The organism is Thermogemmatispora aurantia, from assembly GCF_008974285.1.
GTDB classification, from domain to species: domain Bacteria; phylum Chloroflexota; class Ktedonobacteria; order Ktedonobacterales; family Ktedonobacteraceae; genus Thermogemmatispora; species Thermogemmatispora aurantia.
Genome location: NZ_BKZV01000001.1, coordinates 1,507,113 through 1,526,997 on the forward strand (window position 1 = coordinate 1,507,113; position 19,885 = coordinate 1,526,997).

At 61.5% G+C, this 19,885-nt stretch carries 16 protein-coding genes; 9 read left to right on the top strand and 7 right to left on the bottom strand.

Annotated elements, in window-relative coordinates:
• Positions 1-131 precede the first annotated feature (131 nt).
• On the top strand, positions 132-566 hold the full coding sequence (locus KTAU_RS05805; RefSeq protein ID WP_112429794.1) for a 6-carboxytetrahydropterin synthase: 435 nt from the start codon (positions 132-134) through the stop codon (positions 564-566).
• Here the strand turns inward: KTAU_RS05805 and KTAU_RS05810 are convergent.
• From KTAU_RS05810 to KTAU_RS05820, 3 genes are all read right to left on the bottom strand, one after another.
• Complete coding sequence (locus KTAU_RS05810; protein WP_170293083.1) at positions 553-1,734, bottom strand: HEAT repeat domain-containing protein; 1,182 nt, start codon at positions 1,732-1,734, stop codon at positions 553-555. The two genes, KTAU_RS05805 and KTAU_RS05810, sit on opposite strands and share 14 nt — an antisense overlap.
• Before the next feature lie 270 nt (positions 1,735-2,004).
• Positions 2,005-2,592 carry a beta-class carbonic anhydrase gene (locus KTAU_RS05815; RefSeq protein ID WP_151727441.1) on the bottom strand — a complete coding sequence of 196 codons (588 nt, stop codon included), beginning with the start codon at positions 2,590-2,592 and terminating at the stop codon, positions 2,005-2,007.
• Between the two features lie 242 nt (positions 2,593-2,834).
• Positions 2,835-3,644, bottom strand: a complete 810-nt coding sequence (locus KTAU_RS05820) for a phosphate signaling complex PhoU family protein (protein ID WP_151727442.1) — start codon at positions 3,642-3,644, stop codon at positions 2,835-2,837.
• A 79-nt stretch (positions 3,645-3,723) separates the two neighbouring features.
• Between KTAU_RS05820 and KTAU_RS22135 the strand changes: the two genes are divergently transcribed.
• Positions 3,724-3,855, top strand: a complete 132-nt coding sequence (locus KTAU_RS22135; RefSeq protein ID WP_265576123.1) for a hypothetical protein — start codon at positions 3,724-3,726, stop codon at positions 3,853-3,855.
• Positions 3,856-4,082: 227 nt separating this feature from the next.
• Positions 4,083-4,934 carry a PIG-L family deacetylase gene (locus KTAU_RS05825; protein WP_112429803.1) on the top strand — a complete coding sequence of 284 codons (852 nt, stop codon included), beginning with the start codon at positions 4,083-4,085 and terminating at the stop codon, positions 4,932-4,934.
• 160 nt (positions 4,935-5,094) lie between these two features.
• On the opposite strand, the gene KTAU_RS05830 is transcribed toward KTAU_RS05825, so the two are convergent.
• A complete protein-coding gene (locus KTAU_RS05830; protein ID WP_151727443.1) occupies positions 5,095-5,955 on the bottom strand; it encodes a serine/threonine-protein kinase in 861 nt (286 codons plus the stop codon).
• Between the two features lie 951 nt (positions 5,956-6,906).
• On the opposite strand from KTAU_RS05830, the gene KTAU_RS05835 reads away from it, so the two are divergent.
• Together KTAU_RS05835 and KTAU_RS05840 are read left to right on the top strand one after the other, a co-directional pair.
• Positions 6,907-8,220 (top strand): glycosyltransferase family 4 protein, encoded by a 1,314-nt coding sequence (locus tag KTAU_RS05835; RefSeq protein WP_151727444.1) that lies wholly within the window; start codon positions 6,907-6,909, stop codon positions 8,218-8,220.
• 11 nt (positions 8,221-8,231) lie between these two features.
• Positions 8,232-9,695, top strand: a complete 1,464-nt coding sequence (locus KTAU_RS05840) for a glycoside hydrolase family 57 protein (protein WP_151727445.1) — start codon at positions 8,232-8,234, stop codon at positions 9,693-9,695.
• Here KTAU_RS05840 and KTAU_RS05845 read toward each other — a convergent pair.
• Positions 9,692-11,017, bottom strand: a complete 1,326-nt coding sequence (locus KTAU_RS05845; RefSeq protein WP_151727446.1) for a cytochrome P450 — start codon at positions 11,015-11,017, stop codon at positions 9,692-9,694. The genes KTAU_RS05840 and KTAU_RS05845 overlap by 4 nt on opposite strands.
• 260 nt (positions 11,018-11,277) lie before the next feature.
• Here KTAU_RS05845 and KTAU_RS05850 point away from each other — a divergent pair, with 260 nt between their 5' ends.
• The 3 genes from KTAU_RS05850 (at position 11,278) to KTAU_RS05860 (ending at position 14,537) form a co-directional block, all read left to right on the top strand.
• A complete protein-coding gene (locus KTAU_RS05850; protein ID WP_151727447.1) occupies positions 11,278-11,850 on the top strand; it encodes a TetR/AcrR family transcriptional regulator in 573 nt (190 codons plus the stop codon).
• A gap of 236 nt (positions 11,851-12,086) precedes the next feature.
• Entirely contained in the window at positions 12,087-13,088 is a 1,002-nt protein-coding gene (locus KTAU_RS05855; RefSeq protein ID WP_151727448.1) for a hypothetical protein, read from the top strand.
• Between the two features lie 216 nt (positions 13,089-13,304).
• A complete protein-coding gene (locus tag KTAU_RS05860; RefSeq protein WP_151727449.1) occupies positions 13,305-14,537 on the top strand; it encodes a lytic transglycosylase domain-containing protein in 1,233 nt (410 codons plus the stop codon).
• 287 nt (positions 14,538-14,824) lie between these two features.
• On the opposite strand, the gene glmS is transcribed toward KTAU_RS05860, so the two are convergent.
• Complete coding sequence (gene glmS, locus KTAU_RS05865; protein ID WP_151727450.1) at positions 14,825-16,696, bottom strand: glutamine--fructose-6-phosphate transaminase (isomerizing); 1,872 nt, start codon at positions 16,694-16,696, stop codon at positions 14,825-14,827.
• Positions 16,697-17,147: 451 nt separating this feature from the next.
• A complete protein-coding gene (locus tag KTAU_RS05870) occupies positions 17,148-18,920 on the bottom strand; it encodes an NAD+ synthase (protein WP_228026327.1) in 1,773 nt (590 codons plus the stop codon).
• Between the two features lie 137 nt (positions 18,921-19,057).
• Between KTAU_RS05870 and KTAU_RS05875 the strand changes: the two genes are divergently transcribed.
• Positions 19,058-19,561, top strand: a complete 504-nt coding sequence (locus tag KTAU_RS05875) for a hypothetical protein (protein WP_151727451.1) — start codon at positions 19,058-19,060, stop codon at positions 19,559-19,561.
• Positions 19,562-19,885 lie beyond the last annotated feature (324 nt).

Sequence of the window (19,885 nt, forward strand, 5' to 3'; positions counted from 1 at the left end):
CCAGGAGGGCCAGGAGAGCTAGCAGAGTCAGGCGAACCAGTCACAAGAGACGAGCCGACAGGTAGATGGCCGTCCATCATCTACCAGCAGTCGACCAGTGAGTGGACAAGACGGGAGAACAAGACGGGACTATGGCAACGGTCTACTTAACACGTCGCGCCAGCTTCAGCGCCTCGCATCGGCTCTGGAGCGAAGCCCTCAGCGAGCGTGAAAACTGGGAGCTTTACGGCAAATGCGCCAATCCCAACGGGCACGGGCATAACTACACCCTGGAGGTGACCCTGCGTGGCGAACCAGACCCACACACGGGCATGCTGATGAACCTGGCCGAGTTGCGCGAGATCATGCACCGCGAAATTGTTGACCAGGTCGACCATCGCCATCTCAACTACGACGTGCCCTGGCTGCGCGAGAGCATTCCCACCACTGAGAACCTGGTCATCAAGTTCTGGGAGCGGCTGGAGGCGGCCCTTCCGCCGGGCCTGCTCTACGAGGTCAGGCTCATCGAGACCGATAACAACAGCGCCAGCTATCGAGGCGAGCGCCACCCACTCACTCATCCATAAGTGAGCGGAGGCGGGCCTTCCAATCGCTGTCGCTGGCCGCATCGTCGCTCTCGCCAATCGTCCAACTGCGGGCGCCATCGGTGAGGCGGGTCGGCTGCGCGGTCAGCGGACGAGGAGAAGAATTGAGGGTACGCAGGGCAGATTGCGCAGCCTTGCGCACATCGTAGACAGGGTCCTGCAACAGGGAGCGGATCGCCTCGCGGCTGCTCTGGTGCCCCAAGCGGCCCAAAGCTCGCGCGGCGGCGGCACGTTCATCGGAGGTCGGCGCCTTGAGCAAGGCTTGCAGCTCGGGCGCCAGGCCGGTCAGCGAGAGATCGGCGATCAGGCGCAGGAGCCGGCTGCGGCGCATGGGATGGCGCAGGCTCAGCAGGGCAGCGCGGCAATCGGCGTAGATCTGCTCCTCGCTCAATAGCCCCTTCGCGCGCGCCTCGGCCACCGCCAGCTCGGCAGGCAGTGACGACGACCCGCGCAGAAACGGCTCAATCCAGTCGGCGACTGGTTCCAGCTCGCCAACGTACTCATGAAGCACCAGGATATCGTGATAGTGCTCATCGAGCCAGTAGTAGAGAGCCAGCGTCATCTCAGCGTCCCGCGCCGCATAGGCCACCATCGCCGGCGGCAGCGGACGCCGTGCCCAATCGGTGCGCTGCAGGCTCTTATCAAGATGGATGCCAAAGGCCCGCTGCAACATTGCCGCTAGCGACGACTCGTTCTGGCCGAAGATCGAGCGGCTTGCGGCCTCCAGATCAAAATAGTGCGCCACATTCAGACCGCGCTCGGCCATCACATGCAGATCAGCCCCCGCCCCATGCAGCAGAATACTGATCTCCGCATTCTCGGTCACCACCGCCAGAGGGGAGAGATCAGCGAGGCGCCAGGCATCGATCACAAAGCACTGGCCATCGATCGCCAACTGCAGCAGAGCCAGGCGATGAGAAGGACCATTCTCGCCCAGGAGCCGCGAGCGACCCTGGACAAACTCGGCATCGACTCCAATGATGCGGGCCGTGCGTAAGATCTCGACAGCGTCGAGCAATTGCTCCGGTCGCTCTACATAGATACGCTGCCCCTTGGCCGGCGGGCGACCGGGCGGAGGCGTCGGGCCAAGATAACCCGGCTGAACTTTCTCTTGAGCGCCTGGTTCCGGCGAAGCATCTCTGTCTTTCAACGCTTCTGCCATCCTGGTCACAAAAGCTAGAAACGCTACCTGACTATCAACCTGGAGGTGTCTCCCACTATAGCAGATTTTCGAGCTGACGTACAGACCACAGTTGCCAACCGCCCCGCTCCGCTCCCTTTCTTCACCCAAGCCCCCCCTGATCCACTATGCCTCACACGTCAGTCGCGCAGCCGCGCGGAGACCTGGAGCGGCGTGGCCAGATAAAGCAGCCAGCCACGCCAGCGCTCCTTCATCCCTCAGTAGAGAGCTGCACCAGCGCTAGCTGGCAAGCCCCGGGCGCGTGTCGCGATCGACCAGCTCCAGCTTGCCGCTGACCACGTCGATCACCAGGCCGTGCACTGGCAACTTGGGCAGGAAGGGACTGTTACGAAGAAATTGCACGACCTCGCGCACATTCTCCTCCAGCTGGGAGAAGGCACCCAGCCAGCGCACCAGACCGGCCTGGTCACCCAGGCCATAGCGCTCAATCAGGCCTTGCGGCTCCACCCCCAGCGCCTGCATCGAACCAGTCAGCGCCGCCGGATCGACATGGGCCAGACCACAGTTTGTATGGCCGATCACCAGCACCTCACGCACGCCAAGCAAATAGATAGCCCCCGCCAACGAGCGGACCAGATCACTATTGACTCCTTCACCCTCACGTCCAGGCACGGCCACCGTTGCCCCCGCCGTGCGCAGCTCAACCACATCGCCGCGCTCCAGCCCCAGCGCCTGCTCCAGCAGGCCCACCAAACGGCAGTCCATACAGGTCACCACCGCCGTCCGCCGCCGAGGCAGATGGCTCAGCGGCGACAACTGATGCGCGGCCACAAAGCGCTGATTATGCTCCAGAACCTCATCCAGCATACTATGCCTCTCTCGCCGATATTTCTGCTCTGCAGGCCGCTACCTCCACAAACGCCAGCGCCGCCCACACGGTGCACCCCTCTCTCGCAAGGCCAGGCAGGCAGGTCAGTAAGTGAGCAAATGAATGAATGGATGGATGGATGAGTCTCAGTGTAGCACAGTCGTCCGAGACGTGCAACGAGCAGGCCCCGCTGGAGCCTGCCCGGTCCACTCTTCCCGCCAGAGTCGGTTTGTCAGCCAGCTCACTCCTGTTCGCGCTCGGCAATTGCCGCCTCGCCTTCAACGATGAAGACGATGCGCTCACAGATATTGGTGCAGTGATCAGCAACGCGCTCCAGCTTGTGGGCGATCCAGAGCAAGTACGTCGCGCGCTGCAGGATGCGCGGGTCGCTCTGCAGCGCAGGAATCGCCTGCGCCCCCGCCAGCATGGCCATCAGATCATGGCGCACCAGATGATAGCGCACATCGACCACGTCATCCTCTTGCCAGAGATGGCGGGCCGCCGCCGCATCGCGCTGCGCAAAAGCCTGCATCGTGCCCTGCAGCACCCGTCGCGCCTCCTGGCCCAGGTCAAGAATGCCCTGCATAATCGAGGCCTCGCTGACGCCGCGATGGTGCTCCTGCCGCCCTGCCACCTGAGCCGGCCCAGGACCATTGCCAGAGTCACCATCAGCCAGACGGCTATCCACCTCCACCTGCGAGGCGGCCTCTGCCCGCAGCGGCATCATGCGCAGAATGATCGTGGCAATGCCCGCCGCCCCATCGCCAATGCGCTCCAGATCACCGGCGATCGAGAGAGCCGCCGTCAGATAACGCAGGTCCATCCCTGCCAGCGGCTGCTGGAGGGTCAGTAGCCGGATCGTATGCTCCTCGATAGCGGCACGCAAGCTATCGACACGCGCATCCGCCTCTATGACCATGCCCGAGCGCGCCTGGTCTCCTGTCCGCAAGGCATCGAGCGCGTTCTTGAGCGCCTCATCAACCATCGCGCCAAGCTGATTGATTTGCTGATCCAACTCCTGTAGCTCTTTATCTAGCAACGTTCGCGTCATCAATCTCTCTCCTTGCACAAAGTCAGCTCGCCTAAAAAGGCAGGCAGGTAACGAAGTAGGCAGCAAGCAACCAGAATGAATGAGCCTACCAGGCCAGCCAGTCAGTCAGCCAGCCACCAGCAGGCGGGCGAGCGAGCTGGCCCAGACCTGCCGCCTTGCGATCCGCGCTTCCCTGCTGCCGCCGGACCCGACCGGCCATCTGCCAGCATAAGGGTAGGCTGCGATGGCCGCAAGCCCTCACCCCGTCCAGTGTACCACATTTTTCTCTGAAAAGATAGAGTATTATTGCAATCTCCTCCTCTAACCTTTAGGGATAGGCGAAAAGCATTGCAGCCGGCCAGACAGCGGATCGGCGCCTCCAATTGACAGCAGGCGGCAGCGGTGCTAGAGTAGAGCAGGTTCCACGCAGCTAGCTCGTACAAAGAGGATAGAGAGAACATGGCAACACGGCGACTGCTGGGCGTCTTCGCCCACCCCGACGATGAAGGCAGCATGAGCGGCGCCTTCATCCTTTACGGTCAGGCAGGCGTTGAGACCGGGCTGGTCTGTGCCACGCGGGGAGAAGTAGGGGAAATCGCAGACCCTGTCCTCGCCACGCCGGAGAACCTCGGCCAGGTGCGCGAACAAGAGCTGCGCGCCGCCGCCGACGTCCTTGGCATTCGGCACCTCTGGTTTCTCGACTACCGCGACTCAGGCATGGCGGGCACGCCAGACAACAATGATCCGCGCGCCTTCATCCAGGCTCCTCCTGCCGATGTTATTGGCAAGCTGGTCGCCATTATCCGCGCCTTTCGCCCCCAGGTCATGGTGACCTTCGACGAAACTGGCGGCTACGGCCATCCCGACCATATCGCCATCTACCGCTACGCCACCGGCGCCTTCTACGCCGCCGCTGACGAGGCCCAATATCCCGAGCTAGGTCCAGCGCACGCCGTCTCAAAGCTCTATTATACCGGCTTCCCACGGAGCGGCATCCAGGCCCTGGCCGCATGGCTCAAAGAGCAAGATCTTTCTTTGGAAGGGACCGCTCTGCGCGGCAGCGACCTCGATCAGCTCGGTATTCCTGATGAGCAGATCAGCGTCGCTCTCGATGTGTCTTCGGTGCTAGACCTCAAAGACCGCGCCTGGGCCTGCCATCGGACACAGCTCGGGACCGTGGGGATCATGGCCCGCATCCCCCAGGAGATCCAACGCCGCTGGCGGGGGTATGAGTGCTACCAGCTTGCCGCCACACGCGTCGGCCCCGACCTGCCGGGCGAAAATGATCTCTTTGCCCACATCCAGAGCTAACAATCAGTCCCGGCCCGGCGCCTGCGCCTTCTTTTCCCTTCCTGGACTAGCCTGGCCTGGCCTGGCCGGAACCGACGGGACTCCCGCAGCGCAGCCTGGCAACAGCTAGCCAGAGCCAGGCTGGCCACGGCTCCGCGCCGGCTAGCGCATATCGCGGTCGTCACCCTGACCTCTTTCCCAGCAAGGCCCGCTCACAGGCCCGGGCAAAAGCCCAGATGCTGGGGTAGCGTTGTCGCGGTTCGCGTGCCAGCGCCCGCTCCAGCACCGGCTCAATGGCCGGCGGCAGAGCAGGCACATGCTCCCGCGGCGAGGGGAGCGGTATTCTACGCTGATGGAACTGCTGTAGCTCAATAAATGAGCCAACCAGCGGCGGCTTCCCGCAGAGCCACTCGTACAGGACTACCGCCAGGGCGTACTGATCACTGGCTATGCTGGGCCGCCCCTCGAACTGCTCAGGAGCCATGTAGGCCGCAGTGCCGACCAGTGTGCGGCTCGCTCTCAGACGCGCCAGACGCAACGAGGCCGCAATGCCAAAGTCACTCAGCAGGAGATGGTTCGGTCTGGCCAGCAACAGGTTGTCAGGTTTGACATCCTGATGCACTAGCCCATAATTGTGCACGGTCTGCAGGGCCGCCGCCGCTTGCAGCAGATAACGACAGGCCTCGCGCGGTAAGAGACAGACCCCACCTCCACAGTAGCTGCGCATGCTGCCGTAGGGAGCATATTCCATCACCAGATAGGGCACAGGACCAGCAAAGCCAAACTCGTAGATCTGCACAATGTGAGGATGAGCCGGCAATCCGGCCAGGAGGCGGGCCTCACGCCGTAGCTCTTCAGCCTCCTGGCCCGAGGCCCGCAGACGCAGCACTTTGATGGCAACCAGACGTTCAATGTAGATCTGGCGCGCCAGGTAAACGCGCGCCATCCCTCCTTCCCCCAGCTGACGGATCAGAGAATAGTTGCCAAGCCGTGTCCCAGGCTCAAGTTCACTCTCGTCAGCGCTTTCTTTCACACGCATCATTCCTTTGCTCTCCTGAGCTGTGACGGCACCTCATTCATCGCCCTTCAGAAAGGTACACCACTCGATAACTGTGCTTCTGTAGAAGCTTCCTACACGAAAAGCATAAATGGCCATTCACCATAAGTGAAGCACAATTCAGAGCTGATTGAGCAGTGTCTTCACTATTAAAAGGACGTCAGTGCCAGGCCAGAGCCAAAGCTTTTCCCAGCTGAGCCGTCGCCATCGTCAAGGGGAGAGGGCTAAGACCATGAGAGGATTGGCCGATTGCTGTTGCAGAGGAGATGGTATACTAGACATGAGCAGAGGCGATGTTTCCAGCACTGCCCGCTTCTAGGCCAGACGCAAGGCAAGCTTGAGCAAAGACGCCGTCTCTTTCCATCGGCCCGCAGCCAGGGTAGACATTGGTGCAACCCGAGGAGAGCCTCGCCTCTCCCTCCGACGGACCAGCGACGACAGCCCAAGGAAGGAGTGTCGACGACACACAGCCGCAGTCATCCCACTCATCGACGATTCATACATGCACGCAGGCGCACGCGCCCACCCATTCATGTCGTGCACGCGCGCCAGGCATAGCGATGCAAAGCCGCTCATCGCGCCCGACCACGCACGGGATCGCAATGGAAGACCAACCGAAGGCTTCTCGTGCTCGTCTCCTTGCCCTGCGGGCCAGGCGAGCAGCAACGCAACGGCGGTCGTCGTTCTGCTCATCGCCCACAGGTCGGCTGGTCGACAGAGCTGGCAGATCAGGAGAGAGGAACTGAGCGCACATCTATAGCGCCAGCAAGGTCCGTTGCATCAGTTGTCAGCAGACTGACCGACCGCTTTGGTTTCGGCCTGGCCTGCTGTCCTCTTAGCAAGGTGACGGGAAGCGAGAGCAAGCCAAAAGGCTCAAATTTAGTCCAGTCCTTCTTCTTACTAGCTAGAACAGAACATAACAAGGACAGACCAGCTATGATTGAACTAGAGGGAGCTATCTCGCCAGAGAACACACTCTTTGTGCTGTTATGCTTTGAGGGGCCAGACGTCTACTCGACCGCCGGCGGCCTGGGTACACGGGTCACCGAGCTGAGCGAGGCCCTGGCCACCCAGGGCTATACCACTCACCTCATCTTCATCGGCGATCCCTACAAGCCCCCGGTGGAGCACCGTGTCGATGGTCGTTTGATCCTCAAGCGCTGGTCGCAGTGGGTTAGCAAATACTATCCCAACGGCGTCTATGATGGTGAGGAGCAAAAGCTCTACGACTATAACGAGAGCGTTCCCCAGCATATCTACGAGGACATCGCCCGCCCGGCGGTCGAACAGGGGAAGCTGGTGGTGATCATGGGCGAAGACTGGCATACCGCCGAGGTGATGTGTCGCATTTCTGATTTGCTTCACTGGTTTGGCATCCGTCAGCGTGTCTTGATGCTCTGGAACCTCAACAGTCTGATGTCGCTGCACCGTATCAACTGGGGTCGCCTGAGCTATGTGACCACGCTCTGTACGGTCAGCAAGTACATGAAGCACAAGATGTGGGAGCTAGGCGTCAACCCGCTGGTGATCCCCAACGGCATCCCGGCCCGCCACCTGGCCCCGGTCGATCCGGCTATCGCCACTCGTCTGCGTGAGATTGCCCGCCAGGGGGACTCGCGGCGTCTCTTCCTCTTCAAGATTGGGCGCTTCGATCCCGATAAGCGCTGGATGATGGCCATCGAAGCGGTCGCCCGTCTCAAGCACAGTGGCCACCCTGTGACTCTCTTTGTCCGTGGCGGCATCGAGCCGCATGGGGCCGAGGTGCTCAGCCATGCCTATCATCGTGGCCTGGTGATCCGCGACGTTATCGCCCAGCGTCCCACTCTGGAGCAGTGCATCGAGGCGGTTGCCAACGCCGGCCCTGCCGACATCTATAATCTCCGCTTCTTCCTGCCCGAGGAGTTCGTGCGCAGCATCTACCACGCCGCCGATGCCACCCTCGCCAACAGCGGTCACGAGCCATTCGGCCTGGTAGCCCTGGAGGTGATGGCCGCCCGCGGCATCGCCGTCACCGGCTGCACCGGTGAGGACTATGCCATCTCCTTTGAGAACGCCATTGTGACCGAGACCGATGATCCCGACGAGATCGTCGGCTATCTGCTCCATCTGGGACGCCATCCCGAGGAGCAGGAGCGCATCCGCTGCGCGGGCTTCCGCACGGCAGAGCAATTCCTCTGGGACCAGGTCATTGAAAATCTCATTAGTAAGCTGGAGTTTCTGGCACGGAAACAGAACATCGTGCTGAAGTAGGGGTTCGGGTTATGGTTGCTGAGCTTGCCATCTACACCGTGGTGCATCAGCCGCGCCGTCTCAAGCTGCCCGCGCAGCCAATTCCACGGGGTGCCTCGATCGAGGATATCGTGCGCTGCCTCTTCGATGAGCGCATGAACGAGCGCTACTTTCGTAAGGTGGCCACCTACTGCTACTACCCGGCCACACGCATGTTTCTAGATCTGGTGCGCCAGGGCCTCCATTTCTCGATCGGCTTCTCGCTCTCGTTTCTGCGCCAGGCCGAAGCCTGGGACCCCGCCCTGCTGGATCTTTTCCGCGAACTGGTAGCGCATGAGAATGTGGAGATTATCGGCGTGGAGCCGTACCACAGCTTCTTGTTCTTGCTTGATCTGCCGGCTTTCATCGCCCGCATGCAATGGATGGCCGACGAGATCGAGCGCATCTTTGGGAAGCGTCCGCAGGTCACCGACACGACCGAGATGTGCATGTCGGTGACGATTTATCATGCGCTGGACCTGGCCGGCTTCCGCGGGGCCTTGATGGATGGCCGCCCCTGGGTTCTGGGTTGGCGCGAGAGCACCCATCTCTACCACTACACCGAGGAGCAGCCCTACGCACTGCCTCCCCAAGCCTACCGCCCGCCGACGGCCCCAGGCCGGCGTAGCAGCGGCAATCATCGCAGCCGCAATGCCGTTGTGGGCGATCGCGAGCGCGGTCCCTATCTGCTGGCCCGGCATCTCGATCTGAGCGACGATGTGGGCTATCGCTTCTCTAATCGCTCGTGGTCGGGCTACCCGCTCTATGCCGATACCTACGCCGACTGGCTGGCCCATACCTGGGGCGATTTCCTGCTCCTCGGCTGGGACTATGAGACCTTCGGCGAGCACCATCGCGTCGATAGCGGCATCTTCGAGTTTATGCGTGCCCTGCCCGCCGAGCTGGCCCGCCGCGGCGTGCAAACACGCACGCCCAGCGAGCTGATCGCCCGCTTCCAGCAGCGCGCCTATCATCTCCCCCTACCGGTCTATCCGACAACCTGGGCCGGCAGCGGCGGCATGGAGTTTTTCCTGGGCAATAGCGCCCAGCAGACGATTTTTCAGCTCATGGGCCAGGTCTACGGAATGGCGCGCCTGACGGAGAATCCAGAGCTGCTCGATCTGGCTATCTGGTTGGCCCAGTCCGATAATCTGCATCTGATCCAGTGGTTTGGGCGCAGCGGCCCCGAGGCGGAGGTCTCGGCCTACTTTACGCCTCGCGAGTGGTGGGAGCTGGGACCGGATGGCGTGATTCGGGAGCAGCAGCAGGTCTATCTGAATGCCATCCGGGCGATGGAGCCATATTTGCCCACGACAGTGGCGCGCCAGGAGCGTCTGCGCGCCCGTCTGGCACAGTCCAGTACCGCGCGCAGCGCACGCACACGCCCCGCTGGCACACCAGGTCAGGACCAGGGGTCCACTTTGCTGGAGGCCGGCTACGTGCTGCAGAAGGCTTAAGGCTCTCGGGGCGCCGTGGCCATACCAGTCGCCGCGCTCTCCATCTCCACCCGAGACCGGGAGTCGCCTTCTTCGTCTAGTGAGACTATGAAATCGCGCAGCTCGTAGCCACAGATCAGCTCGTTCCAGTGCAGCCGCGGCGGACGCTCAAGGCGCAGTCCCGGCAAGGCCAGCAGGCGCCGCAGGAAGATGTCGCTCTCCTGCAGGGCAATGGGCGCCCCAGGACAGCGGTGTGCGCCGTCGCCAAACCCCATAAGCGAGGGGACGACGCGCTCTCCATGCAAGGGCCGCCCCGGACAGAGCCGCCGTGGTTGCGCTCCTACGAGACGCTCATCAGCGTTGATGGCATAAATGTGCAGGTCAATCAAGGCCCCCGCCGGAATGCGGGCCTGTTCCTCCCCAGCGGGGCCGGCGAGTATCAGCTCCTGGCTGGTTCGACGATAGAGGTGGCCCACTACAGGCTCCAGGCGGAGCACCTCCTCTAGCAGGGTGAGGCGCTCCTCCTCCGGAGCCAGTAAAAAGCGCTGGCGCAGGGCTGGCTGCTCCAGCAGATGCCAGGCGGCCACGCCAATAAACTCGCGCGTGGTAATCATGCCAGCGGCACCATAGGTGACACATTCCGTCAGAATCTCCCGTGGACTATAGCCCTGGGCCAACAGGTGAGAGATGACGTCCTGGCGCGGCTGCCGGCGTCGCGCTCGAATCGCCGGGCGCACGTCCAGCCAGTAGAAGCGGAGAACCGCCCACTGCAGGCCGAGAAAATTGAGCCAGGTCCGCGGGTCAGGACTGAGACGCTCAATGGGATAGCGAAAGAAGGCTTCCAGCCGGCGCGCCATGCCCGGGAGTAGACTGTCGGTTAAACCGACTACCTCAGCCGCAACGCGCACAGCCATCTCCAGCGTCAGCCGACTCAGGTCGACCTTCCTCCGCCGTCGTAGCTTCTCAATTAGCTGCTCGCTTAGGGCCTCCATGAGGTCCCGATACTGCTCGCTGACGACGCGCGGCGCGAAAAAGCGGGCCGTCTGCCGCCGCTGGTGCTGGTGCTCCTGACCATCGCTGAAGAGCAACGGCAGGCGCATCAGACGAGGTAGCCGCGTCAATACTTCGGCTTTAAAACCAGCCTGACGTACGGCATTACTGCGTAGAATGGCTCTGGCCTCGTTGAAGGCACGTACGTGCCAGACCCCCGTCTGGTCACACTCAAGCGCCGGTTCGGCTCTCTCTAAACAACGTGCCGTCTTTTGCTCCCCTCCCCAGGGCCTCCGGGCACCCTGCTCCGCTGACGCTGGCTCTCGTTCCGGTGCGGTGATACTGTTCTCCATTGTCGACCTCTCCTCTCATCTCTGGACCTCTACTTCATGAAACTGATCGCTGACCTTCGTCCCTTATGATATACAATATATCATATTATATTCATAATATCAAATCTAAGAGAGGCGAGAGGCTGGCCCGCCGGTGAGAGCAGGTGCGAGCCTTCTGGCCGGACGTGCTATAATAGCACGGTACAGGTGACAAGCTCTGCCGTTTGCTGGTTAAGGCGCGGCGAGCAGTTCTTTTTACCGGGGGAGGCGCACATCCGAGCATGCACGTCCGGGATCGGCGCGTGAAGCGCACGCAGAACTTGCTGGCCCAGGCACTGCTGGCTTTGATTGCCGAGAAAGGCTACGATGCCATCACCATTCGTGACATCACCGAGCGCGCAGATATAGGCTATGCTACTTTTTTCCGTCATTATCGAGATAAGGATGAATTGCTGCGCGATGTAGCAGATGTAGTCATTAACGAGTTGCTGGAGATCCTCTTTGGGCAACAGCCAGGCCAGGAGCCGGCGGCGGTCGGTCAGCTCATCTTTCGCTACGTGGCGGACCACAGCGCAGTAGTGCGGGTCTTGTTGGGGAGCCGCGGACCAGCCTCGCTTGTTCAGCATGTGATTCAGCGTGGTAGTGAAAACGTCCTGCGCCAGAATAAGCCGCGTCCGGACAGTCCGGTGCCCGCAGAAATTGCCGCTCACCATCTGGTCGCCTCCTCTATTGCCCTCATCCAGTGGTGGATCGAGCATGATATGCCCTATTCTCCTGAGCACATGGGAGAAATCTACCGTCAACTAATCGTGCAACCGACGCTGACCTCTGCTTTCATCATCGACCCTGCCTGACCAATTATCACTATCGGCACCTCTTCACTTGATTAGCTCCTCTTGATGATCCGAACCTTTCTAGTTGATGATCCAAACCCTTCTAGCTCTTTTTACCCTCTCCGTTTTGGCCAGGCGGCGAGAGAATAAGAAGGGAGACCTTGAAAATATGTTCAAGACATTGCGCCTGCTTTGCCAGCCACGGGCTGGACAGGCGGCTTCGAAGACGGCCCACCATGCGAAAGCTTTAGTCCACCATGAAGAGCAAGAAGACCATACCAAGCGAAGCCGGGGCGCTCGCAGCGCCACTTTCTCTGGTCCAGCAGCTAGCCTGGAACGATCTGCCGCACCGTAGCGCTATCCTCTATCAGCTTTTTAAGGGCAACTGGTCGGAAGAAGACAAAGCAACCATGGCGACGGCCCTGTTGAACTTGCTGCGTCAGCCGGAGCTGCCGGATCGGGCTGCGCTCGTGCTGCTCCTGGCCGAGCTAGCCCACGAGCGGCCAACGCTGTCGAGTGCGGAGGGCAGGGCCAGCGCGCAAGAGAGCCTGCGCCGCGCCCTGTTACAGGGCCTGCCCCTCTATCTGGAGCTAGTGACAGCCAGCGAGCCTCAGCTGCGCCTGCATAGCCTCTATCTGAGTTCCTGGCTCCCCGAGGGGCGCAAGCAGCTGCTGCCCCTCCTCCTGCGCCGCCTGGAAGAGGAAGAGGAGGCCCGCGCCCGGGCCGCGCTGGCTTTTGCCCTGGCCCAGCTTGCCGGCGACCAGCCGTCCGTGCGCGCCCGCCTGCCAGCCCTGCTCAAGGCTCACGAGGCCCCTATCGTTCGCCTGGGGGCCGCCAGCGCGCTGACACGCCTGCTGCGCGCTGAGGCTCCTCAGCGCGCCGTGCATCTGCTCGTCAGGGCAATCGCCTGTCCCCAGGCCATTGCCAGCGACTACGACGCCCTGCCCTGGGCGCGCAACAGTGTCGTCGCTGACAGCAGCGATCTGCTGCGCCTGCTGCCGCGCCGGCGTCTGCAATTTTCCCTGCCCGTGCTCTTAGAGGCTCTGGCCACCGCCAACTACTATGAGGCACTCAGCCTGGCCCGCACGCTGCTCTATGTGGGCTTCTCCAGTCAGCCGCCAGGTAGCTCGCTCCAGGCGACGACGCCAACCCAGCAGGCTATTCTCGCGGCGCTGCGCCTCAGCCTTAGCGCCTGGCAGGCCAGCGAGCTGCTAGGGGACAGTACCAGCGAGACAGGCACCCGGCTTTCAGCCAGCTGAAGCTGAGCGGATCTCAGCCCTGCTCTGTATCTTACATTAGCGGCATGAGCTTTATCTGGATCAGGTCGAGTGTCCGGGTTAAGACTGGGGCCGGTGTTTGGGAGTTTGGTACTAATTTGCGCTGCTCCTGCGCGTGGCTAAATTGACACACATTGGTCTATGCAGGTAGACTCACAACCAGGTAAAACGTCAGCAGAGCAGCGAGGTTGATCACATATGCCGCAGTTTCGCCCGTTCCCGCCGTTCCAGGATGTTGGAGAGCCTGAGTCGGCGGGCGAGCAGGCACAAGGAGTGCACTTAGCAGGTTCGGCTTCAGGAGTACAGGTGCCATTCCCAACGCAGACCACAGCCACGCCCGGCGAGCAGGCCCCTCGTCAGTTTGCCCCCTTTGGGCTGCTTTCCTTGCCGGCGACCGGGCCGCTCTCCACAACATCCAGCCGCCCGCTCTCTCAAGGCCAGTTCGGTGCCTCCGGTGCCACTGCTCCTTTCACCACGGAGCCGCTGCGGCGGCAGCTGACGCCGACGACCGATCAATACCTGGCCATCTCGCCAGGCGCGGGGCCTGAGTCGACAACTTTGCCAGCCCCACCGCCTGCCGTGGCCTCTCAACCGCTATCAACGTCGGTCCTGGTAGAAGGCCCAGGGACAACCGACCAGCTCGCTGAGTTGCCAGGTCAGCCCCAGACCACTGGCAGTCTAGCTGATCTGCTCGCCGCTCTGCAAGCGACGCTAGAGCAGCCACGACGTATGGTGGTTATTCCCGCCGAGCATCCCCGGCAGCCAGTGCAGGAGCCGGTGAATCCACGCCGCCTGAGCATCCGCCAGCGCCAGGGCATTATTCTTACGGTGCTGGTCATGGCGATCCTGGTGACGATGCTCACCCTCTCACCGCTGGCCGGCGGAAACGCCGTCCCTCTCCTCGGCGGGATCAGAGAGTGGATTCAGAATCAGCAAACTGCCTGGCAGATTGCCGCTCACCAGCAACCCGTGGATGCCAACAACGGAGGAGGCACGCCGCTCTTCAATTTTAACCCGGCCAATCTGCCTTTCATGACCATTCCTAACAGCCCCTACGTCCTCGTCGCCCAGCAAGCCGCCCTCGACGCCGGCATCTCGCCTGTCTACTTCGTGCGCCAGATCAATGTTGAGAGCGGCTTCAACCCATACGCGGTCTCGCCCGCGGGCGCTGTGGGCATCGCTCAGTTTCTGCCCAGTACTGCCGCGGGCCTGGGCATTGATCCCTGGAATCCAGTTGAGGCCCTGCGTGGAGCCGCTCGCCTGATGGCCAGTTATGCCCGCAGCTACGGCGGCGACTACGCCAAAGCCCTGGCCGCCTACAACGCTGGCTCCGGCAACCTGCAAAACGCCCTGAACGCCTGTGGCGGCGCCTGGCTGAGCTGCATGCCAGCAGAGACCCAGAACTATGTCTACCGCATTATGGGCATCTGATCCGGCTATGAACACAGACCAGGCATAGGCCCGCTCCGAGCAGCCGGCAATGCCCACGGTTGTGCCGAACAGACTTTCTTTGCGCTCTAACTCTGCGACACTTCTTCCTTCACAATCCTCCGACTGCAACCACCTCGCAACGAACAGGGTCCGCTTCCCGCTAAGGGGAAGCGGACCCTTGTTCTTCACTACCGCCCGACTGCCCGCCTGGATGCCAGATGGCAAGACTACCAGACTGGATATGGATAGCAAGCTGCGCTCACAGCACCAGGCCAGGCGCTTCCAGGCTACTCTACCGTGACCGACTTCGCCAGGTTGCGCGGTTGATCAACGTTGCAGCCACGGGCAACCGCCGCGTGATAGGCCAGGAGCTGGAGGGGAATCGCCGCCAGCACCGGGCTTAGCTCTTCCAGTGTCGGCGGTACGTAGAGCACCACATCGGCATGCTCACGAATAGCTTCGTCGCCCTCGGTGGCCACCGCGATTACACGTGCGTCCCGCGCACGAACCTGTTGCATATTGCTGACCACCTTTTCGTAGACGTGCGAGGCTGTGGCGATGGCTACCAGCGGCGTCTGGGGATCAAGCAGGGCAATGGAGCCGTGTTTGAGTTCCCCAGCCGGGAAGCCCTCAGCGTGGATATAGGAAACCTCCTTGAGCTTGAGAGCACCCTCCAGAGCAGTCGGATAGCCCACGCCACGCCCGATGAACATGACGCTGTGGAGCGGAGCCAGCTCACGGGCCAGTGGCGCAATGGGATCGTCCGCTGCCGCAGCCCGGTCGAGAATTCGCTGAATTTGCGCGGGCAGCTGCTCCAGGGCCTGCAAGATCTCGGCGGCTCGCTCGGGATGCAGGGTGCCTCGCTGGAGGCCAAGGAAGAGGCCAAGCAGGTAGAGCTGAGCCAGCGTGGCGATGAAAGTCTTGGTGGCCACGACGCAAATCTCTGGTCCTGCCTGGATATAGAGCACAGCGTCGGCCAGCCGCGTCACAGCACTGGCCACGACGTTGGTAATGGCGACGACCGGCGCCCCCTGCTCCCGTGCCTGACGTGTGCTGACGAGCACATCGGCAGTCTCTCCCGACTGGGTAACGGCGACGCACAGGGTGTCCGGCCCAACCAGAGGATCAGCGTAGCGGAACTCACCCGCCGTAATAACTTCGACGGGGAGACGGGCCCAGCGCTCGATGACGTATTTGCCCACCAGGCCAGCATGATAGGAGGTGCCGCAGGCGACAATAATCATGCGCCTGACCTTCTCCAAGGCCCCGGAGCGCTGGAGAGCCTCCAACTCGGACAGGTAGAGCTGACCAGCCCGCACGCGCCCCAGCAGCGAGCGCTGGAATGCCTCTGGTTGCTCATAAATCTCTTTGAGCATGAAGTGGGGATAGCCACCTTTCTCGGCGGCTTCGGCATCCCATTCGACGGTCGTGGGAGCACGCTCGACAAAGGTGCCATCCAGACGTTGGATGGTGAGGCCCTCGGGCCGCAGCGCCACTAGTTCCCCTTCGTCAATGATGACGACGCGCCGCGTATACTTGAGGAAGGCGGCAATATCGGAGGCCAGGAAGTGCTCGCGCTCGCCCAGGCCCACTACCAGGAAGGGGCCGTTGTAGCGCGCCCCAACCAGGAGCTGGGGCTGCTCGCGACAGAGGACGGCAATGGCGTAGGAGCCGCGCACGTGCTGCAGCGCCAGACGCACGGCCTCCAGCAGATCACCCTGCGCTTCGCCTCGATAGGCGCGCTCGACGAGATGAGCCAGCACCTCAGTGTCGGTCTCGGAGCGGAAGCTGTGGCCTTCCTGTTCCAGACGCTGGCGCAATTCGGCATAGTTCTCGATAATGCCGTTATGCACCACGGTGATTAGCCCATCGCAGTCGGCATGCGGGTGGGCGTTCGTATCGCTGGGGCGCCCGTGGGTGGCCCAGCGGGTATGGCCGATCCCCAGTGAACCGGGGGCCGGACGGGCCCCATTCTCGACCGCTGCCGCCAGATTAGCCAGCTTGCCTGCGCGGCGACAGACCTGCACTTCGCCACTGGCAGTCAGAACAGCGATGCCGGTAGAGTCATAGCCCCGGTATTCAAGTCGACGTAGCCCGTCAAGCAAAATGGAAGTAACATCGGTGCCAGCGGCACCGACGTAGCCAATGATCCCGCACATGAGGCAGGGTATCCTTTCCGTCTGTGATGTGGTATAGAGAGAACAGGTTTGCTCCAGGCTGTCGCCGAAAGTCCGTCCCCGGTGCCTGGACGATGCTTTCTTCCGCCCGGAATAGCCCTGTTTCAGCTATATCACTGAGAGCGTTTTGTCCTGGCCGTTACCAGCCAGTTTTGTGCGCTCCCTTCACAGGGAAGTGATCTCCCCTGGGGGCTCCCCGCTGATTGTCCGAACAGCCCCCACCTCGTCAGCCGTGGCCCCTCCTGCAGCCCGGCCCTTGCGCTACTCACTGGGACGATCAAAGCACCGGTTGGTAGTTTTAAGTATACCAGATCGGATAACCTCTATAGGAGAAACGAGCCAGACAGCTTTTTTAACCGGTCGCTCTCGATCCATCGGTCAGGAGCACAGGGCACCAGTCGCCCCGGGAAGCGGCAGCACCAACCGACCGACCCTATGCTCCGGGGCGATCGCGGTAGCGGTTGGTAATCGGTAGGCGACGATCGCGCCCAAAAGCGCGTGGTGTTATCTTCACCCCCGGCGGAGCCTGACGGCGCTTGTACTCGCTCCGATCGACAAGCTGCATGACGCGCTCGACCAGGGCCGGGTCGAAGCCCATCGCCACCATCTCCTCGAAGCTGCGATCTTCCTCAGCATAAGCCTGGAGAATAGGATCAAGCAGCTCATAGGGCGGCAGGCTATCGGTATCCTTCTGGCCCGGGCGCAGCTCGGCTGAGGGCGCTTTCTCCAGAACCGCCTGCGGAATGACCGGGCGCTCGCCCAAGGAGTTACGATAGCGGCTCAGCTCGTATACCAGGGTCTTGGGCACATCCTTGAGAACGGCGAAGCCTCCAGCCATATCTCCGTAGAGAGTGCTGTAACCAGTGGCCATTTCCGACTTGTTGCCTGTGGTTAGCACAATCGGCCCCAGTTTGTTGGAGATGGTCATCAGGATGTTGCCGCGAATACGCGCCTGCAGATTCTCGGCGGCCAGGCCGTGGTCACCTTCGCCCAGGGCCGGCGCCATGACGCGCAACGAGGTGCGGAAGATCTCTTCAATGGGGATGGTGATCAGTTGGATGCCAAGATTTTCCGCCAGTTGCCGGGCATCGGTCTTGCTCCCCTCAGAGGAGTAGGCTGAAGGCATAGAGACCCCGAGGACGTTCTCGGGTCCCAAAGCATCGGCAGCAATGACTGCCGTCAGGGAGGAGTCAATGCCCCCCGAAAGTCCGACGATCGCTTTGCTGAAACCGGTCTTGCGTACATAGTCGCGCGTTCCCAAGACGAGTGCCGCATAGATCTCCGCCAGTCGCTCCAGGGCCAGCTCGATACGCTGGCCGGCGCCGAGCAGCGGGCGCCCATCCAGGGCCGGTGGAGACATGCTCTCAGACGAGACGACAATCACGGGTACTTCTTCGGGGCGCAGCTCCAATCGTTCCTGGCGCCGGCGGGGATCGTGCAGCCGCGAGCGGAAGACTGAGGCGACGTCGAGATCTACCACCAGGAGATCCTCTTCAAATTGTTTGGCGCGGGCGATTAGTCGGCCCTGTTCATTGAACACCATGCTGCCGCCATCAAAAACAAGCTCGTCCTGCCCACCGACGAGGTTCAGGTAGGCTACGATAAGGCCGTTGTCGGCGGCCCGCGTTGCCAGCATCTGCTCACGGAAATGGCGCTTGCCGGCATGATAGGGCGAACCATTGATATTGATAATCACCTCGGCACCAGCATGAGCCTGCAGGGTCAAAGGGCCAGTCGGATACCAGATGTCCTCGCAGATCGTAATGCCAACATGGACGCCATTGATCAGGAAGAGCGGCGCCGCCCGTCCGGCCTGGAAGTAGCGGTACTCGTCGAAGACACCGTAGTTCGGTAGATAGTGTTTATGGTAGATGCCGTAAAGGCGCCCATCGCCTATGACTGCTGCCGCATTGTAGATGTCCTCGTCACGATCGACATAGCCGATGACTGCTGTCAGGCCGGGCAGCTCCTGGCTACGCTCAATGAGCCGCTGCAGGCGGCGCAGGTTCGCAGAAACGAAGCCCGGCTTGAGAAGCAGGTCCTCTGGCGGATAGCCAGTAAGCGCTAGCTCCGGTGTGCAGACAATGTGCGCACCTGCCCGATGCGCCTCACGCATAGCCGTCCAGATTTTCTCGGCGTTACCGTCGAGGTCGCCGACCGTGACATTGATCTGCGCTAGCGCAATACGCAGGGGTACGATATGCATGGGAAGGCTCCCTTCCTTGCCAGCGCTGCGACTGCGATCGCCACTGCGCCCGCAGATAACGCCGGCGGCTGGCAGAGTGGCAAAATTTTTACCATAATATTACAACTGACTCAGCGTTGGGAGGTTCTTTCCCCTTGATGGATCTGGTAGCCTATCTTGTGCTGGACGTGCCCTTTATCCTGGTGGTCTACCTGGCCGTGCTGCTCTTCACCCGGCCCGGACGCGTGCCGACGCTGGCGGCACTGCTAGGCGGCCTCGGGATGGCAGTAATCAATATGCTGGCCGATCTCCTGGCCTATTATGTCCATTTGTGGCATTATACGCTTCCTGGCCTGGTTTTCCATCTGCCGCTGCCTTTCTATATTCCTGATATCTTTATCTACGGTGGCATTGGCTATCTGGCCATCTGGCTGCTCTGGCATCGCCGTTCCTGGCACTGGGTGGCGATCGCTCTCCTGGTAGCCACACCTCTGGTGCGCGCGCTCTTCGATTACGCCCGCGCGGTGACGGCAAGCGGCTACATTGTGTGGGACAGCCCCTTAGCGGGCGTCTTTGATCTCCTTCAGTACCTGGTCGCTTTCTATCTGGGCTACCTGCTCTTCACGCTATGCGTGCGCACCTACCTCAGCCATCACCAGTAGGCCGCCAGAGCGAAGACAGGAACAAAGCCAAGCCCATCAGGCAGACTGGCTGCAGCTAGAGCAGCTCAAGAGAAATCAGGTAATGAGAAAAAGATATCCCTCAATAGAGGAAAAAGAACAGATGATCTCTGGCAGTATCTGGCAGGACAGGAACAGGTAGAGCAGCAGATAACAAGCAAATAGGCAGATTAATAGTATGGCGAGAGAGCAAGCGATGGACACCCTCGCCTTTGCCGGGTGTGGTCTTTGTCACACGCTGCCAGCAGGCTCTCCGCTCCGACTACGCTCGACCAGCGGATAGAGAGGAGAGGGACCAGGCACCGC

What these genes read in the sequence shown, in the direction of transcription:
- KTAU_RS05805 (WP_112429794.1), top strand. Translation starts at nt 132, where the DNA reads ATGGCAACGGTCTACTTAACACGTCGCGCCAGCTTCAGCGCCTCGCAT.
- KTAU_RS05815 (WP_151727441.1), bottom strand. Translation starts at nt 2,592, where the DNA reads ATGCTGGATGAGGTTCTGGAGCATAATCAGCGCTTTGTGGCCGCGCAT.
- KTAU_RS05820 (WP_151727442.1), bottom strand. Translation starts at nt 3,644, where the DNA reads ATGACGCGAACGTTGCTAGATAAAGAGCTACAGGAGTTGGATCAGCAA.
- KTAU_RS22135 (WP_265576123.1), top strand. Translation starts at nt 3,724, where the DNA reads ATGAGCCTACCAGGCCAGCCAGTCAGTCAGCCAGCCACCAGCAGGCGG.
- KTAU_RS05825 (WP_112429803.1), top strand. Translation starts at nt 4,083, where the DNA reads ATGGCAACACGGCGACTGCTGGGCGTCTTCGCCCACCCCGACGATGAA.
- KTAU_RS05830 (WP_151727443.1), bottom strand. Translation starts at nt 5,955, where the DNA reads ATGATGCGTGTGAAAGAAAGCGCTGACGAGAGTGAACTTGAGCCTGGG.
- KTAU_RS05835 (WP_151727444.1), top strand. Translation starts at nt 6,907, where the DNA reads ATGATTGAACTAGAGGGAGCTATCTCGCCAGAGAACACACTCTTTGTG.
- KTAU_RS05840 (WP_151727445.1), top strand. Translation starts at nt 8,232, where the DNA reads ATGGTTGCTGAGCTTGCCATCTACACCGTGGTGCATCAGCCGCGCCGT.
- KTAU_RS05845 (WP_151727446.1), bottom strand. Translation starts at nt 11,017, where the DNA reads ATGGAGAACAGTATCACCGCACCGGAACGAGAGCCAGCGTCAGCGGAG.
- KTAU_RS05850 (WP_151727447.1), top strand. Translation starts at nt 11,278, where the DNA reads ATGCACGTCCGGGATCGGCGCGTGAAGCGCACGCAGAACTTGCTGGCC.
- KTAU_RS05855 (WP_151727448.1), top strand. Translation starts at nt 12,087, where the DNA reads ATGAAGAGCAAGAAGACCATACCAAGCGAAGCCGGGGCGCTCGCAGCG.
- KTAU_RS05860 (WP_151727449.1), top strand. Translation starts at nt 13,305, where the DNA reads ATGCCGCAGTTTCGCCCGTTCCCGCCGTTCCAGGATGTTGGAGAGCCT.
- glmS (WP_151727450.1), bottom strand. Translation starts at nt 16,696, where the DNA reads ATGTGCGGGATCATTGGCTACGTCGGTGCCGCTGGCACCGATGTTACT.
- KTAU_RS05870 (WP_228026327.1), bottom strand. Translation starts at nt 18,920, where the DNA reads ATGCATATCGTACCCCTGCGTATTGCGCTAGCGCAGATCAATGTCACG.
- KTAU_RS05875 (WP_151727451.1), top strand. Translation starts at nt 19,058, where the DNA reads ATGGATCTGGTAGCCTATCTTGTGCTGGACGTGCCCTTTATCCTGGTG.